13 protein-coding genes are annotated in these 14,701 nt (G+C 47.1%); 9 read left to right on the forward strand and 4 right to left on the reverse strand.

Features of this window, described 5'->3' with window-relative positions; genetic code table 11:
• Positions 1–36 precede the first annotated feature (36 nt).
• Positions 37–1,404 carry a peroxidase gene (locus EKK48_07920; GenBank protein RTL43664.1) on the forward strand — a complete coding sequence of 456 codons (1,368 nt, stop codon included), beginning with the start codon at positions 37–39 and terminating at the stop codon, positions 1,402–1,404.
• Between the two features lie 1,429 nt (positions 1,405–2,833).
• On the opposite strand, the gene EKK48_07925 is transcribed toward EKK48_07920, so the two are convergent.
• Positions 2,834–2,932 carry a YSIRK-type signal peptide-containing protein gene (locus EKK48_07925; protein ID RTL43846.1) on the reverse strand — a complete coding sequence of 33 codons (99 nt, stop codon included), beginning with the start codon at positions 2,930–2,932 and terminating at the stop codon, positions 2,834–2,836.
• Between the two features lie 569 nt (positions 2,933–3,501).
• Here EKK48_07925 and EKK48_07930 point away from each other — a divergent pair.
• The 3 genes from EKK48_07930 to EKK48_07940 are packed head-to-tail and all read left to right on the forward strand — an operon-like array spanning position 3,502 to position 6,060.
• Positions 3,502–4,203 carry a hypothetical protein gene (locus EKK48_07930; GenBank protein RTL43665.1) on the forward strand — a complete coding sequence of 234 codons (702 nt, stop codon included), beginning with the start codon at positions 3,502–3,504 and terminating at the stop codon, positions 4,201–4,203.
• Complete coding sequence (locus tag EKK48_07935; GenBank protein ID RTL43666.1) at positions 4,196–5,389, forward strand: hypothetical protein; 1,194 nt, start codon at positions 4,196–4,198, stop codon at positions 5,387–5,389. Before EKK48_07930 ends, EKK48_07935 begins: the two co-directional genes overlap by 8 nt.
• Positions 5,386–6,060: a hypothetical protein gene (locus tag EKK48_07940; GenBank protein ID RTL43667.1), complete on the forward strand. Its 675-nt coding sequence runs from the start codon at positions 5,386–5,388 to the stop codon at positions 6,058–6,060. The genes EKK48_07935 and EKK48_07940 overlap by 4 nt, the downstream gene beginning before the upstream one ends.
• 371 nt (positions 6,061–6,431) lie before the next feature.
• Here EKK48_07940 and EKK48_07945 read toward each other — a convergent pair whose 3' ends face one another.
• Positions 6,432–6,653: a hypothetical protein gene (locus EKK48_07945; protein ID RTL43668.1), complete on the reverse strand. Its 222-nt coding sequence runs from the start codon at positions 6,651–6,653 to the stop codon at positions 6,432–6,434.
• 57 nt (positions 6,654–6,710) lie between these two features.
• Here EKK48_07945 and EKK48_07950 point away from each other — a divergent pair, with 57 nt between their 5' ends.
• Together EKK48_07950 and EKK48_07955 are read left to right on the forward strand one after the other, a co-directional pair.
• Complete coding sequence (locus EKK48_07950; GenBank protein RTL43669.1) at positions 6,711–7,427, forward strand: GNAT family N-acetyltransferase; 717 nt, start codon at positions 6,711–6,713, stop codon at positions 7,425–7,427.
• Positions 7,428–7,480: 53 nt separating this feature from the next.
• The gene (locus tag EKK48_07955; protein ID RTL43670.1) at positions 7,481–7,693 is read left to right on the forward strand and encodes a hypothetical protein; all 213 of its coding nucleotides are present in this window, start codon (positions 7,481–7,483) and stop codon (positions 7,691–7,693) included.
• A 96-nt stretch (positions 7,694–7,789) separates the two neighbouring features.
• On the opposite strand, the gene EKK48_07960 is transcribed toward EKK48_07955, so the two are convergent.
• Together EKK48_07960 and EKK48_07965 are read right to left on the reverse strand one after the other, a co-directional pair.
• Complete coding sequence (locus tag EKK48_07960; GenBank protein RTL43671.1) at positions 7,790–9,526, reverse strand: caspase family protein; 1,737 nt, start codon at positions 9,524–9,526, stop codon at positions 7,790–7,792.
• A gap of 40 nt (positions 9,527–9,566) precedes the next feature.
• Positions 9,567–10,691 (reverse strand): hypothetical protein, encoded by a 1,125-nt coding sequence (locus EKK48_07965; GenBank protein ID RTL43672.1) that lies wholly within the window; start codon positions 10,689–10,691, stop codon positions 9,567–9,569.
• Positions 10,692–10,757: 66 nt separating this feature from the next.
• Between EKK48_07965 and EKK48_07970 the strand changes: the two genes are divergently transcribed.
• From EKK48_07970 to EKK48_07980, 3 genes are all read left to right on the forward strand, one after another.
• A complete protein-coding gene (locus EKK48_07970; protein RTL43673.1) occupies positions 10,758–12,023 on the forward strand; it encodes a hypothetical protein in 1,266 nt (421 codons plus the stop codon).
• 79 nt (positions 12,024–12,102) lie between these two features.
• Positions 12,103–12,771, forward strand: coding sequence for a response regulator transcription factor (locus tag EKK48_07975; GenBank protein RTL43674.1), 669 nt, complete (start codon positions 12,103–12,105; stop codon positions 12,769–12,771).
• Positions 12,740–14,650, forward strand: coding sequence for a sensor histidine kinase (locus EKK48_07980; GenBank protein ID RTL43675.1), 1,911 nt, complete (start codon positions 12,740–12,742; stop codon positions 14,648–14,650). Before EKK48_07975 ends, EKK48_07980 begins: the two co-directional genes overlap by 32 nt.
• Positions 14,651–14,701 lie beyond the last annotated feature (51 nt).

Genomic DNA, 14,701 nt, shown 5'->3' on the forward strand with positions numbered 1-14,701 from the left:
GACATTCAAGGCATACTCCTTACGTCATACAGCAAGTTGCCTTACGCGGCTTATGTTTTAGTGCGATTCAATGCTACGAAATCAGCAAAGGAATGGCTTTCGGAGGTAGCAAAAAGATGCACTCCTGCTGATGTTGACAGCGACGTCGAAGCGTTGAATATCGCCCTCACCTACTCGGGTCTACTAGCCTTGGAATTAGATCAGTCTATAGCGGATTCATTTTCACATCCCTTTATCGAAGGCATGATTACAGAACGCCGGTCGCGAATTCTTGGTGATACTTATGAAAACAACCCAAAATTCTGGACTTGGGGAACAGCGCAAAATCCAGTGCATGCGCTAATAATGCAGTTTGCAAACACCCAATCACTACTCCAGGAGAAGTTGGAGGAGGGAAACAGGTTGTCCAAGAAATACGAAATTTCAAACGCAGCCACCATTATTGCCACAAAAACTGAAAGTGACTATAGAAAAGAACACTTTGGCTTCGTCGATGGCATTGGACAACCGGTCATTAAAGGAAGTGATCTACGAACAAACCAATTAAAGAGAACGGGACACGCTACAGAAATTGAAACTGGTGACTTTATATTGGGGTATGACGATCAGTACGGCTCGTACGCTCATGGTCCAATTGTACCGAAAGAGCACGATCCGCGCGTGGTGCTACCCAAGTTATCACTTAAGGCAGCCACGATTGTTGACAATACTAAGTTCCATGATCTTGGCAGAAACGGCAGTTACTTGGTGTTTCGACAGCTCGCTCAGGATGTAGCCAAGTTTTGGCAGTACATGGATGACGCCCAAAAGTTGAGTCCAAATCGGATCCCTTCTCCAGAATGGCTTGCATCGCGCTTTGTGGGACGCTGTCCTAATGGTCAATCGTTGATGCTGAATGACATGACAAATGCGAAGGAAGAGACTGACACTAGGAACGACTTCGGCTATCGGCAAGATGAGCGTGGCACCAAGTGTCCGTTTGGAGCGCATGTGCGCAGGGCGAACCCGCGAGACTCCCTGGGACCGAATGCAGAACAATCGCTGCTTTCGGCTAATCGGCATCGCATTTTGCGGAGGGGGAGATCATACGGTGAACCGATCGCTAACAATAGGGTAGACGATAAAAAACCCAGGGGTCTAAATTTCATCTGCATAAACGCAGATATTGAAAGGCAGTTTGAATTTGTGCAACAAACATGGATTGGTAATCCGGTTCTTAATGGACTTTTCGATGAAGTGGATCCATTGACTGGAAGCCAGAATGCAGAAGGTGGAACTTTTAGCATTCCAACAGAGGATGTACGAATTAGAGTCAAAGGCATACCTCAGTTTGTAACAGTCAAGGGTGGTGCATACTTTTTTCTGCCTGGAATCCGAGCTTTAAAATTCCTAGCAGGCATGTAAATACGTCGTCGCGAAATATTGAGGTAGGGGTTCTGTTGCCATAGCCACTTATTCTAAGTTGCATAATTTGTGACCAAAAGTCAAAACCAGCCGCTCTGAACTTCGCTTTCCAATTAACCTAAAAACTCAACAATCGATAGCGAACTGCGGTATCATTCTCGCTCAGGTGTCTTAAAAAAGTCCGACGTTCAAACTTTGTCGGAAGCATTACTTGCTGCAGAGCGCGAGAGCTCGTATCCAGCAACCTTTTACGCATGCTCATTCAAGCGGCGTGGTGCCATTTAATCACTAGCACTCAAAGGAGAAAATCCATGGCAGGAGTTTTTAGTCACACGAGTTTGTTCTCTCAACCAAGTGGTACACCTATAAAATTGGTCGTTTATGGCGACGAATTCTATGCGCGCCGTGAAACAGAAGATGGATATACAGCCGTGTTCGACGCGACCCTTGGCTTGTTTTGTTATGCCATTGTAATCAATGGCTCTTTCATTTCATGCGGTATCCCCGTAACAGAGCCTGCGCCATCAGAAATTCGCAGACACCTGCATGAAAGCCCTGCAATAGTCAAAAGAAGTAGAGCACAACGAAAAACAGTGTTTTCAGTGCCTTTGAGCGAAACCACTATTATGCCCCACGGTAACATGCTCACGTTCGGACCTCAAAATGGTTTGCTTGAAGGACGAAGAATAAGTGAGGGAGTAGTTCGAGGACTCACCGTTTTAGTAGAATTCGACGACGTTCGCGCCACCGTTGAAAAGAGCGAGTACGAAGATCTACTAAATGGTGACAATTACACGGGACATGGCAACATTAGCTCAGTTAGGCAGTACTATCTGCGAGTTTCTTCCGGCTTCCTCGACTACAGCAACGATGTCGTCGGCCCGATTAGATTATCTAAACGACGCTCACAGTACATCAACACTTTACTCGTAGAAGAAGCCCTCGAAAAGGTATCCCAACTTGGAATTGATTGGTCTCGCTATGATTGCCGCGGCGAAGGAATTGTAGATGCAATCAATTTCGTTTACGCCGGTGACACGCAATTCATAGGAAACCTATGGCCGCACAACTCATACAAGAATGTGAGAGTTGGAAATTTGCGAACGTATTATTACATGCTTACCAGCATGGGTGCATCTCCGGATGAGCTAAGGATAGGCACGTTCTGCCATGAAAACGGACATATGCTTTGTCGATTTCCTGACATGTATGACTACGGAACAAACGATGCAGGCGAGGGGGACTTAACTCCTAGTGCTGGCATCGGTGATTATTGCTTAATGGGTTCCGGCAATTATAATGACGACTTTGGAAAAGCGCCGTCGCCCGTGTGTGCGTATTTAAGACATTTAGTGGGTTGGTGCCCAACCGTGATCAGCTTGAACCAAGCAGGAAAATTCACCGCCAAGCAGGGCGCTTACGACACCGTTCACATTTTCCGAACTAGTAAACCGACGGAATACTTCCTTATAGAAAATCGCTTTAAGACTGACTTGGATCGGGGTCTGTCATCTAGCGGACTCGCTATCTATCACTGCGATACGAGCGGCTCAAACGAGTATCAACAAAACAGTGCAGACAAGCACTATCAGTGCGCACTACTCCAGGCTGATGGCAAAAACGATCTTGAACGCAACATAAATTCAGGTGACGACAAGGACTTGTTCGGAAAAGTAAACGGTATGGCCATAAATAGCAAGTCGAATCCAAGTTCTCGAATGTGGGACAAATCGGAATCCGGACTCACCGTTTCGAATATTACTGCACCAGACAAAGCAATAACGTTTGAAACAGGACAAGGCAATCCATCATCCATACATCTAACACCCTTCCATGTTTTGGCTGAGGTGCCAGAAAACTTAATCCCGCAAACACTAGCCCGAAGGAATAGAGTCCAAGCGACGCTCAAGTAATCACATATCGGTCGTGCATTTCCTATTGGATGATGAGTGGTGGCAATGACATTGCCACCACTCATCACTGCACGTACTGGACTCGAAGAAGCATTGGCGAAGAAATTTCATCAATACAATCCACAATGCGCGCGTTATATAGATGACAAGCCGGAATGGACCTAAATGAGCTTGGTGGGCAATTATGCTGCAATTAGCACCTTGTAGGATCGAAGTAACCTTGAAAGTCAGATCGCGATCGCGGTATAAATTAGAAAAGGAACCCCGGCATTCTTCCAAATCAAATTACAACTTTACCTTGCGCTCTCAAGGCAGGGAATTTCCCACATCTATTTCCAAAGCCATGCATATTTCACATAGTCAACTAACTCAAACTTTGCTTCTCTTCCTAAAGAATATTGCCGAGCCAAACGAAAACGAGGCTTTTCTTGCAACTAAAATCATGCTGTGCCAAAGCGATTTAATACTTCCTGGAATTGATATGTTGCATCACCTTGCAGATGAAGACCTTCTCCACGAGTATAGAAGTCCTAACTTATTTATGCAGCCGATAGCTCAATGTCATGATTTCTCATTCGTCTTCAAGAATGAAATCGATCAGCGGTGGCGAAAAGGCTTCCTGGATAAAGCAAAATCCGGTCTGCCTTTAGGACTTTGCTATCCGCTTGCCGTTGGTTTGATCATTATGGAAACCCATATGATGAATATCGCGCTAGCCGAAACCAGCGCCGATACACAAGGTTTGTTTTTGATAGACACAATGTTTAGGCAGGTTAGAAATTTCTCGCCGACACTGGCCCCTTCTCAGACAGCGAGACTTGATATCAAATCATTTCTAAATGCTGGAACATCATCAAGATACGAGGTAAACGCGATCTATGTATAAAACCCGACTAAACCTGCCAGCCATTCTTATTGGTCTGTTGATTACAGCGACTAACAATCATGTCTACGCGGCTAACGTGAAAAGCATTCCGTTTCACTGTAGCGGAGACCAGCGCGTTCCGATGAATTCAGGCTTTACCTATCGGCTTCCTAAAACACTGATTAGTGTCAAAGGAACATTCGGGGTTTATCAGAAGATCACGTATACGGACAAAACAAAAAGCAGAACGTCTGGTTCGATCACGTACATGTTGGTGCTAACGAAGCCCTTAGAATTAAGCTTTCCGAACGTTGCCGACTACAAAACACAATTTTTGATCCGTTCAAAAAACTTGCAGTCATTCACCGTAGCAAGTATTGCGGGATTTACATTTTCTGAAGACGGAACAATCAACACAGCGAACGCAGACTTCGAAGACAAAACGGGCGAGATAATTAAGGACTCTGCTCAGACAGCAGCGAATGTTGGCGCGATGATTGCAAAAGCAATCGCAGGTAAAGAAGTAACAGAAATAAAATTGGTTAAAGAGTTTACCCAGGATCTTGGTCCTTATGATCCTGAAACTTTCGCACAGCAGAACGAAACCATTATTACAATTCCCATTATCGAAGATACTCCTGCCGATCCTGTGCGCTCGACATTTTTCAGCGCTATCGAAGAGCAAGGCGATGATCCAAACTCTGCCGCGGTATTAAAGAGATTCTCAACCATAAGTTTGGGGCTGCATATTCCGAAAGCGCAGCCAGAGTCATCAAATGAAATGATGGAACGTCGAAACCATGAATATAAGTCAGAAAACTTATTAGCCAATATCCCCTTACTGGAGATACTGCTCAAGCAAAAAAGCTTCGACGGGCTCGTAGTTCGAAATCCGAGGCCGCTAAAGACAACTGTTGCGGTAACTTTTGATGCCCAGGCATATTCCGTTTTCAATCGGGAAGTGCCGTTTGCTCAGTACGGAGATATAACGATACTGCCTATGCGCTCGTCGCTATTCGTTCATAAAACTCACAAAGTAGCGATGTCCAAAGCGGGAGGAGTAAGCTCTTATGATTTTACTGCCACCAGCAGAGGTGCCACAATTGCTAAGAGCTTAGCTGATGCCACCGACTCACTAAACAAAGGATTCGATGCGTTCGCAGGACTTTTTAAATCCCCATCAAGCAAGTCGACGGCAACAAAATGAAAACACAACTTTTAAAAATCCTAAGCATTATCTATCTCCTAGTTATGGCTAGCCCAGCACTATCTGCCGGGCTAGCTTCCGACGCAGGCAAATCGTCAAATGTTCAAGGTCAACTACAATCAGACCCGAAACTAATCGGAATAAACCCTTTCTGGAACCAGCCGACTGATGGACGTTTCCAGACAAAACTTGCAGTTCCATCAGGATCAATATTAACATTCAAAGTTAGAGCACAAGCCAACTTGTCAGATAGCGATGAGATTTTGGTTCGTTTGATGGATGATAGCAACAACCTTTTGAAAACAGCTGATGGAAAAGACGCTCAGTGGACCTTTAAGGGTGTAGGGCAAATCGAAAGGGCAATTGTTCCGGAGTCCACTCATCTAATACTTCGAGTCGGCACTGAAGAATGGCTGGATCCGCACGCGCAAAAACCTGCCTTTCATGACTGGAAAGGTATAGAGGATAGTTATGTTCACGAACAAGAAAACGTTATGTTTGCATGGCATTCGGACGCCCCCACTCAAGGTCAGGCGCCGCTGCCTGGAACAGACACTGGGATTTCCTCTGGATGGTCCACTCCAGCTAACGATTCAGTCACGGAGAACAAGGCTAATCAAACAAGTAGCAAACTTCAGTTTTCCATAAAGGTTATAGGACCAGCCTTTTAAGGCTGGCAAAGGAATCAGACCATTCTAGTTATCCACCAAAGCGCGCCCAGTAAACAAATGACATCTCCGTTTAGAGCGAGCGGCACTTAAGTGTTGCCATACTGCGGTCAGCAAGCCAGCGCTCCGAAAAATAAAATGAAGCAATGGACCGATGCGGTTGATACAAAAACATTGATAAAACCAAACTACAACCAGCGTCCGATGACTCGTTAGTCAGCCCCTACCTTACAAGACGCAGCGTGACCAAGAACTCTTGAACCATCTTTGAGATCGGAAACCTGAGGAGCCCAACCGTCGGCAATATGCCAGGCAAGCAATTCATCAGCATTTGGTTGCCTGTACCAAACGGCGACCGCCGTCAAAGATCCTACTCACGTAGAGCCAAGCACCAAATACTTCTCGCTTTGCGCGAATGGTATCAAGACATCATGCGTGAACTCGTCTTGCGCGATTACATCCATTGCCGACAATAGAAACGTTTTATTCGTGCGCAAGTATCGAAGGGCACGATCAAGATTTGTGCAAGCGGATAGCGCTGAAGCCAGCTCAGGGAAAGCTGCTCGCAAAGCCTCGATTCCATCCTGATAAGACAACTTGAATTCCTCACAGCGTTACTAACCTAATCCAATCATCTTTTTGTTGCTTTCACAATACGCGATATCGAGTATCGTCCTCGCACAGAACTCGCAAAGCAATGTGCTTCTTGTCGATCTGAAGTTTCTTTTACCGTACAATCAAATAAACAACCATCATCGAACGCGATCCATTCAACAAGCATCATCGGACCCAATCCATTGGCAATCGAAATCACCGCCGAGACACATATAACGCTGCCAACATACGGCAGTGTTTCCATCGCCTTCGAAGTGGATCGCATTTACGAGATCACAACGAATGACGCTGGTCAGTTCGAACTAACAGAACGCAAATTGGAAAAACCATATCGAAAAGACTATGACGAAATCCCAGGAAACAGACCTATCAACTGGAGTCAGTGTTTTGATCTTACCAATTGGGGTTTCATAGTAGCGCGAGAAAACGACCGCAGAGTAGGCGGCGCCGCCATAGCACACAACTCCGCTGATATTCACCTGCTTGAAGGCAATGAGAAATTGGCACTTTTATGGGATCTGCGTGTCAGTCCAGATTATCGAGGACGAGGACTTGGTCTGGAGATTTTCCAAAAAGTGGAAGAGTGGTGCCTCTCTCGCGGCTGCACTGAGTTAAAAATTGAAACTCAAAGTACAAATGTCTCTGCTTGCAATTTCTACAAGCGACAGGGATGCGAGCTAAGAGCAGCAAACCGATTTGCGTACAGTGATTATCCTGATGAAATCCAGATGCTCTGGTATAAGAGTCTCTCCTGAGATATGGAAACTAATGGGTCCCAAAATTTTCGCAATCAAAGAAGGAAAATAAAATGGCAAAAAAACAGTCATCTGGTCGCGATTCAAAAACAAATCAACATGGTGCGCAAGCTGAGGCGAAAGCACCTCTGAGTGACATGATTTACTGCTATTACGATGGACTTTCGTATTCACCAGGAGCTTTTCTAAAGATCGACGGCTTCCAACGCAAACTTCTATACTGCAATTCGCTTGGCACGTGGGATGTTAAGGACGAACCTTCCTAGGTGCGATGCCGATCCCTCGACGCAAAAGTAGCAAATACACCTGAGCAGCGATGAGAAAGCTCACGATGGCATCTTTTGGCACGGAATAGGGGCTTGTTAGGGCTGGTCTTTTTTCAACGTGGTCTGAATATGCTTCAGTATAGCCTTGGCGCAGGCCGGCATCATTGTGTTCTCATAGTATTTTGGACCACCGAGTAAGTCTCCATTTGTAGGCGACTTTGAAACTTTCAGTCGATCGATGAAGATAAGATCTTGCCCGGTATCGCCTGATACCACTTTCGCTGAAACATAGGTTGTATATTTGTTTGCCATCATGGATGTGGCCCAGTCAGCGGCGTCGATCCAGCCCGTGATTATATATGCAGCCTGAAGTGACTGAGCAAGCTTTTTCCATTCTTCAGGAGTCCACCGGCGAGTGTCAACTTGATCGGTGCGAGTGAGGTTAGGAATGGTAGATAAAGACATATTTGTCAAACGAGGACCAAGAGCGCGGTCATGGTACTGTGATCGCAGCGCATAGAACATGCTCTCGGAGAGCCTCGGCGCCAGTCCAGCTAATTCTGCAGCTGAAGACACTTTGCCCCAGAGAACTTTCGCATTTGGCGGTAGTTGCTGAATTCTGCAAATGAGTGGACCGACAAAGGGCACAACGGCAATATTGGATGGTAGCGCATTTGGTGCAGAAGCAACAAGCGGTGAGGCAGTCGATACGGCTACAGTATCAGTCTTGCCTGAAGGCGCAGTCGTTGTTGTTGTTGTTTCGGTGACAGTTCCAGTTGTTGCGGTGGCAGTTCCAGTTGTCGCTGTGGCAGTTCCAGGTTTTGTGGTAGCTGTCGTTGCGATTGGTGATGAAAGTGTGTCGATCGTGGTTGGAGGAAGCTTGTTGACTGGAGGTAATGAAGTGACTAACGCATTTGGTTGCTTTTCGGCACCTGCTGGTGTTGACGGTGTTACCGTCCCTGCGAGCTGTCTGGTTGGTGTTACAGCTAAGATTGGCGGCTTACCAACCCACGTACTTTTCAGCACAGGAGTCTGTAACACACCACGCTCCTTCAACGCAGTGCGTTGAACGGAAGATTTGAGCGTTTTAAACGCATCAAACAAGCTCAGGTTCTCGGGTGAATTACTCAAGGTGTCGATAAGGAGTCGCGTGAAAATGCTGTTATGAATATCCTTCATTTCCCACGAGACTTCTTCTGGCAAGCTCGAAGACAGGACCACGCGACCTTTTCCCAACGCCAACTGATTTACATCAAAGTTGCTGCGTGACAAGCCCTTACCACCAACCTCGAGGGCACCACTGTGACAGGCGTCGACTATCAAAATGACGCGAGCGGCATGAATTCGCTTGGATACAACCTCGACTAAATCTTGCATTTCCAGCGCAGTCGTATAGAGATCGTCAGGGTCTGAGTCATGTGCGAGGATGTAATTGACGCCAGCTGTATCCATGTACGCTGGACTGCCATGACTCGAGATAAAAATCACCACCAGATCATCTGGCGCAGCGACGTGCGGAAGCCACTTCCCACCGAGTTCGGAGACGATTTCCTTCTCCGTCGCTTGTTCATCTGTCAATAGTTTCACGTGGTCGGGCGCGAATTGTCCTTTAGAAATCAAATACTGATAAAAGTCTTGAGCATCTTTCGCAGCCCACCTCAAATTGAGCTTTTCGTTTTTAAATTTGCTCACGCCGACAATCAAGGCCCACTTGTCAGCAACAGGAGTGTTGTAGGCGTCGTCTTCAAGTGCAAAAGCCGGCCCCACATTCGTGACGCAGAGAAGCAATATGATGACCAGACGAAATGGGCGTTCGAACACAACATACTCCATCGTGACGGACCGTTACTATCTTCCCCAATTAGCTCAGATTCTACTGCGAAATTTTCCTCAAATCGATTAAGTTGCCAGTACTTAGAACTTGCTGCACGTGCTCGAATATCGCCTCGTTGTGAGAGTCGAGCGCGCATTGTTCCGATTCAAATTTCTCCAGGGTTTCTTGCGCCTCTGCCTGGCGTCCCATTTGCTCCAGTATCTTCACGTGCAAAGTGAGTGCATAATGCCGCAGCGGGTCGCCCGCGCCAAGATCCTGAAAGTACTCCCTCGCAGAAGTTAAATGCAAGAGAGCCTCTTCCAGTCTATTTTGCAGATACCGCAGCTCGGCAAAGCCGATTTGTACTTCTCCAACAACCTGACCCATGTACCGACGGCGAGACTCGATCAGCTTTTGCACTTCCGAAAGTTGCATCTCTGCATCATCCAGCAGACCGAGCTGAATGTTATTGCGCGCGATATTTGTAAGGACATTTACTTTCAATTCAAAATTTGAATTCCGGCACAGTGCTTTTGCTTCTTCGAGATAAGTTTTCGCAATCTCCGGTCTACTGAGCATCATATTGGCGAAGCCAACGTTGCTAGCGACTATTGCCTTTGCTATGAGATCACCGTTCGATTTCACGTACTCGTAGCGCCGCAAATGAACTTCCGCGGCACGTTCCAGGCACTGTCCTCGACCCATCAGGTTTGCCAGAGTTGTATCGGACATCGAGCTGATCTTGCTGAGCGGCCATAAAGCATAAGTTAGTTGAGCTTCAACGATTTTTCCTTGTCGAGCGAGCAGAACAGCCTTGACTTGATCAAGCTGCATTTGCGCGAACCAGTTGTTACCGGAAATCCTTCCCAGCATCAGTCCAAAGTTGCACAACTTTTCCGCTAAACGATAGTGCCCAGACTCCACTTCATGAATCGCCAAAAGCGTGATCAGCATAATTGCTAGTAAAACTGCGATCAGTGCGAGTGCAACAGGCCAGAAGATTGAAGCACCTGCAACGGCGCGAATCAAAATCATTGATGCGGACAGTACTATCAGTCCCCAGTTGTTAGCAAGGAACGACGGTCGATGTGATTGCAACAACGCGAGTTGTTGATCCGTGAAGCAAAATTTGCTGGATTTGTTCTCCAGGGCGGGCAACTGCCGATTTTCGTTAGTATCCCTCACTGCTCCTCCAGACTCACAGGTCCACTTCGAACTGTTGACTCCATCGCTTGTAAAGGTCAGTGGCTGATGAGTTTGAAGTTCAATCATACCGGTTCAAACTCGCTCAATACAACTTCAGATGCCCAGTTCGCCCACCGCATCGGAACCGGCAGCGTAAATGCAAGACCCAGCAAGACGTTTCGGCATTCCGGAAAAATTCACAAACGGCTTGCTAATATCCTCAAGCTTCCTGACGGTGGGTTATACGCTATGCAAGACTTTGTCTCGAACAGCTATGCTCCTCATTTTTCTGAAAGTTTCGGTGTGAGACAACCGACAAACTTCCCGCCAGCCCTGGATTTGTCTGCACAGACGCGATTTAGAGCGCCGGCAACGCCTCACCCCACCAGTCGCGGCGAGCTAATCTTCCAACAAGAAAGAAGGATTCGCAACGACTTCATACGCAAACCGAGTACAAGTTCAAATCGCTCAAGTCTGACTGTCCTTGCGAGCGGGAAGGTTTTGCAAAGCAAAAAATACGAAGGAACAAATGAACATGCGCTTTCGGAACGTCGACTGAAGTTCATCGCATCGACTGTTGCCTTCGCCCTCATACTCTTCACTGGATATATTAGTATTTCATTCTTGACCCAGCCATTCACGTCGCAAACGTTGTGCAAATCGACACCGAAACAATCTATTACAACCACACCCCCCATCAATTCGATGGCATCGACAGGAACCGTTGCCACTTTATCCAGTGGCACAACGAGGACCGAATTGAGCCGCAATACAGTCGAAGACGAAGCACGCGAGATGAAGGATTTGATTGCCATCGCCCGCGCTCACGCGATGGCGACAAAACCTGGAGAGAGCCAGAAACAACAAACCGAGTCGGATTCGTCTAACCAGAACGATGCAAATCTTGGTAAGACAAGCGATCTCAATCTAGATAAAACAAGCAATCTCAATCTAGATAAAACAAGCGATCTCAATCTAGATAAAACAAGCAATCTCAATCTAGATAAGACAGGCAATGTCAATCTCACGGCAATGACCACCGTCGACCTGGTTAAAACTGGCTACGAGAAACTGCGCTCAGGCTCCGCGCAAGAGTCAATTACGGTACTCAGCGAAGCAATACGACGAGACAGCAACGATCCGACTAGCAGACGATACCTCGGATACGCGCTGTTGAAAATGGGAAGACCGGCTGAAGCCCTCAATCAATACGAGGCAGTGCAAAACTTGAGCGGACTGATGGAAACCGATCGTATAGCCGTTCAGCACGCTAAATACCTGCTCCAGACTGGAGACAAACCGACTGAATCAGAATCAAGCAAAAGTTCCTGATTCTCAATCAGTTCAGGCTCGGCTGTATTAAAATGAGGGGAACTCAGAAGAAGTCCAGTCCGCCTGAAACCTCTCCTAAATGGCAAAGATCCTGACAATCGAAGACGACGCGAATCTGGCCAATTTGGTTCGCTCGTTTCTGCTGGCAGAAAATCATCAGTGTGACGTTCTTCACGACGGGCGCGAGGCGATGGCGCACGTGAAAGCATATCCATATGACGTCATTATCCTCGACTGGGATTTACCGGCGATGAGCGGCATCGACATTTTGAAGGAATTCCGCTCCTCAGGCGGCAAAACACCAATCCTGATGCTCACGGGAAAAGACACTGTAGAGCAGAAGGAAACTGGCTTAGACTGTGGCGCCGACGATTATTTGACCAAGCCATTTGCTATGAAAGAACTCGGCGCCCGCATTCGTTCGCTACTGCGTCGCCCCGCTTTATTGGTAGACACTGCCATCAGCGGTGCAAACATTGTTTTAGATGCCTCGAAGTATCGAGTCATAAAAAACGGCGAACAAATCACACTCCTTCGTCGCGAGTTTCAATTGCTCGAGTTTTTGATGAGGCATCCAAATCAATTGTTCAGCGCAGAAGCTTTGCTCAATCGAGTCTGGCCGACCGAGTCAGACGCAACACTGGAAGCACTGCGCTCGACTATGAAACGACTTCGCAAAAAAATTGACCCTGACAGTAAAATTCTTCGTACAGTTCATGGAGTCGGTTACATCTTTGAAGTCGGCTAGTTTTAGCACTCCATCACTTTCACTCGCCTGGCAAGGCACAATCCTCATTGCCGTAATGCTCGCTTTCGAGCTGCTATTCGTCGGGGTTCTCGGCTTGTTGGTGCAGCAAGCAGAAGACGAAGCGACAAGGCAAATGAGAGCCCAAGATATAGATACAAAATCATCGCAACTTCTGCTCACCATATACGATACCGGCAACTCAGTCGGAGAATTCACACGAACACTCCAGTTCGGTGCCACTAAAAGATTCGAATCATCGAAAGTCGAAGTCACGAGCCTTCTTGACGCACTCAAGGAAGATTTGAAAGACGACGAGCATATGCAGCCAGTCCTCAACAGACTCGAACAAAACATCAAAATTTGTCAACCTGTAATGACACGAATCAAGGAGGAAACTGCTCACCTGGACCGCGAAGAAGCTGCAAATCTCTGGCGCCAGGGAATGACACAGGTAGTCGCGGGGAAAAAAACTGTCCGGGATCTGGTGGATACCGAACTGATTCCCGACACTACACATCTGATGAGCGAAGCCCGCAAAATAGAACAAGAAAAACCAGACGTGGAAAGGCGCCACCGAGATCTGGTCAAAACAGCCTTGTTAATTGGACTGGTCATCAACATTCTGTTTGGTATAGCCGTCGTGCTCTTTTTCACGGGGCGAATTGTGTCGCGGCTCAATGTCTTAGTCGACAACACGAAAAGATTGAAAGAAGGCATGGCGCTGAACCATCAGCTTGAGGGTCGCGATGAGATAGCGCAAGTAGACGCCGTTTTTCATGAAACGGCTGCGGTACTGCAAAAGGAAGAAAAAATACTGAAGGCAAGTGAAGCGCGTGTCAGAGCGATAATCGAAAATGTTCCTGTCGGCGTTATGTTGCTAAGCCCAATCGGAACAATCGAATTCACTAACCCAACGCTCCAAAAAACCTTCGGCTTTGAATCGCACGAATTGCTTGGGAAGAGCGTCACAAAGCTTTTGCCCAGTGAAAAGATTGCGGGTGGCACGCAATTTGTTTCAGAGCTCTCAAAAAAAGCCCTGGGCCACATAATTGAAATTCAGGCTCAACATCGAGATGGGCATGAGGTGCCAATAGATTTCACCATGGCTGAAGTAACGCTGAGCGCGGGGGGCGATGCTCAGATCATGGCGATGACGCTCGATGCTACTGAGCGTTACGAAATCAAAAAACTGAGACAGTCATTCGTACAAATGGTCAGCGAAGAACTGCGAACTCCGCTCACCAAAGTCTCGGATTTTCTAGGCAAGTTTGGAAGCGGAAAATTCGGCGAAATGCCGGAAAAGGCTGTCGACCAATGTCAGAAGTCCGAACAAAACATTGAACGATTGATTACTCTCTTGAACGACCTGTTCGATCTCGAAAAACTCGAGTCAGGCAAAATTGATATCACGAAAGCGCCCGCCTCGCTGCAAGCAATTTTGGACAAATCTCTCAATGCAGTCTCGATGTTTGCTCAGAAGCACAACGTTACTGTCGAAATTCCGCAAACAGAACTTCAACTCTACGTCGACTCGAACCGCATCGTTCAGGTTTTGGTGAACCTGCTTTCCAACGCCATCAAGTTCTCACCGGCACAAAGCAAAGTGACAATAGCAGTCAAGCAATCGGACTCTCAGTTGGAGCTTATGGTAATCGATAAAGGGCGCGGCATCCCCGCCAGTCACATCGGTTCGATGTTTCAAAAGTTTCAGCAAGTCGAGGCCGGTGACGCAAAGAAGAAGGGCGGAACAGGATTAGGACTCGTCATCTGCCGAGCAATTGTCGAAGAACATGGTGGCACCATCGGTGTCGACAGCGAGGAAGGAAAAGGGAGCACCTTCTGGATTCGCCTGCCACAGGAGGCAATCATACGAAGTTAAGACTGCCTACCTTCAAACTTGCTCACCAGGGCATCTTCATCGTCTTGATTC

It is taken from the genome of Candidatus Melainabacteria bacterium (assembly GCA_003963305.1).
GTDB lineage: Bacteria > Cyanobacteriota > Vampirovibrionia > Obscuribacterales > Obscuribacteraceae > PALSA-1081.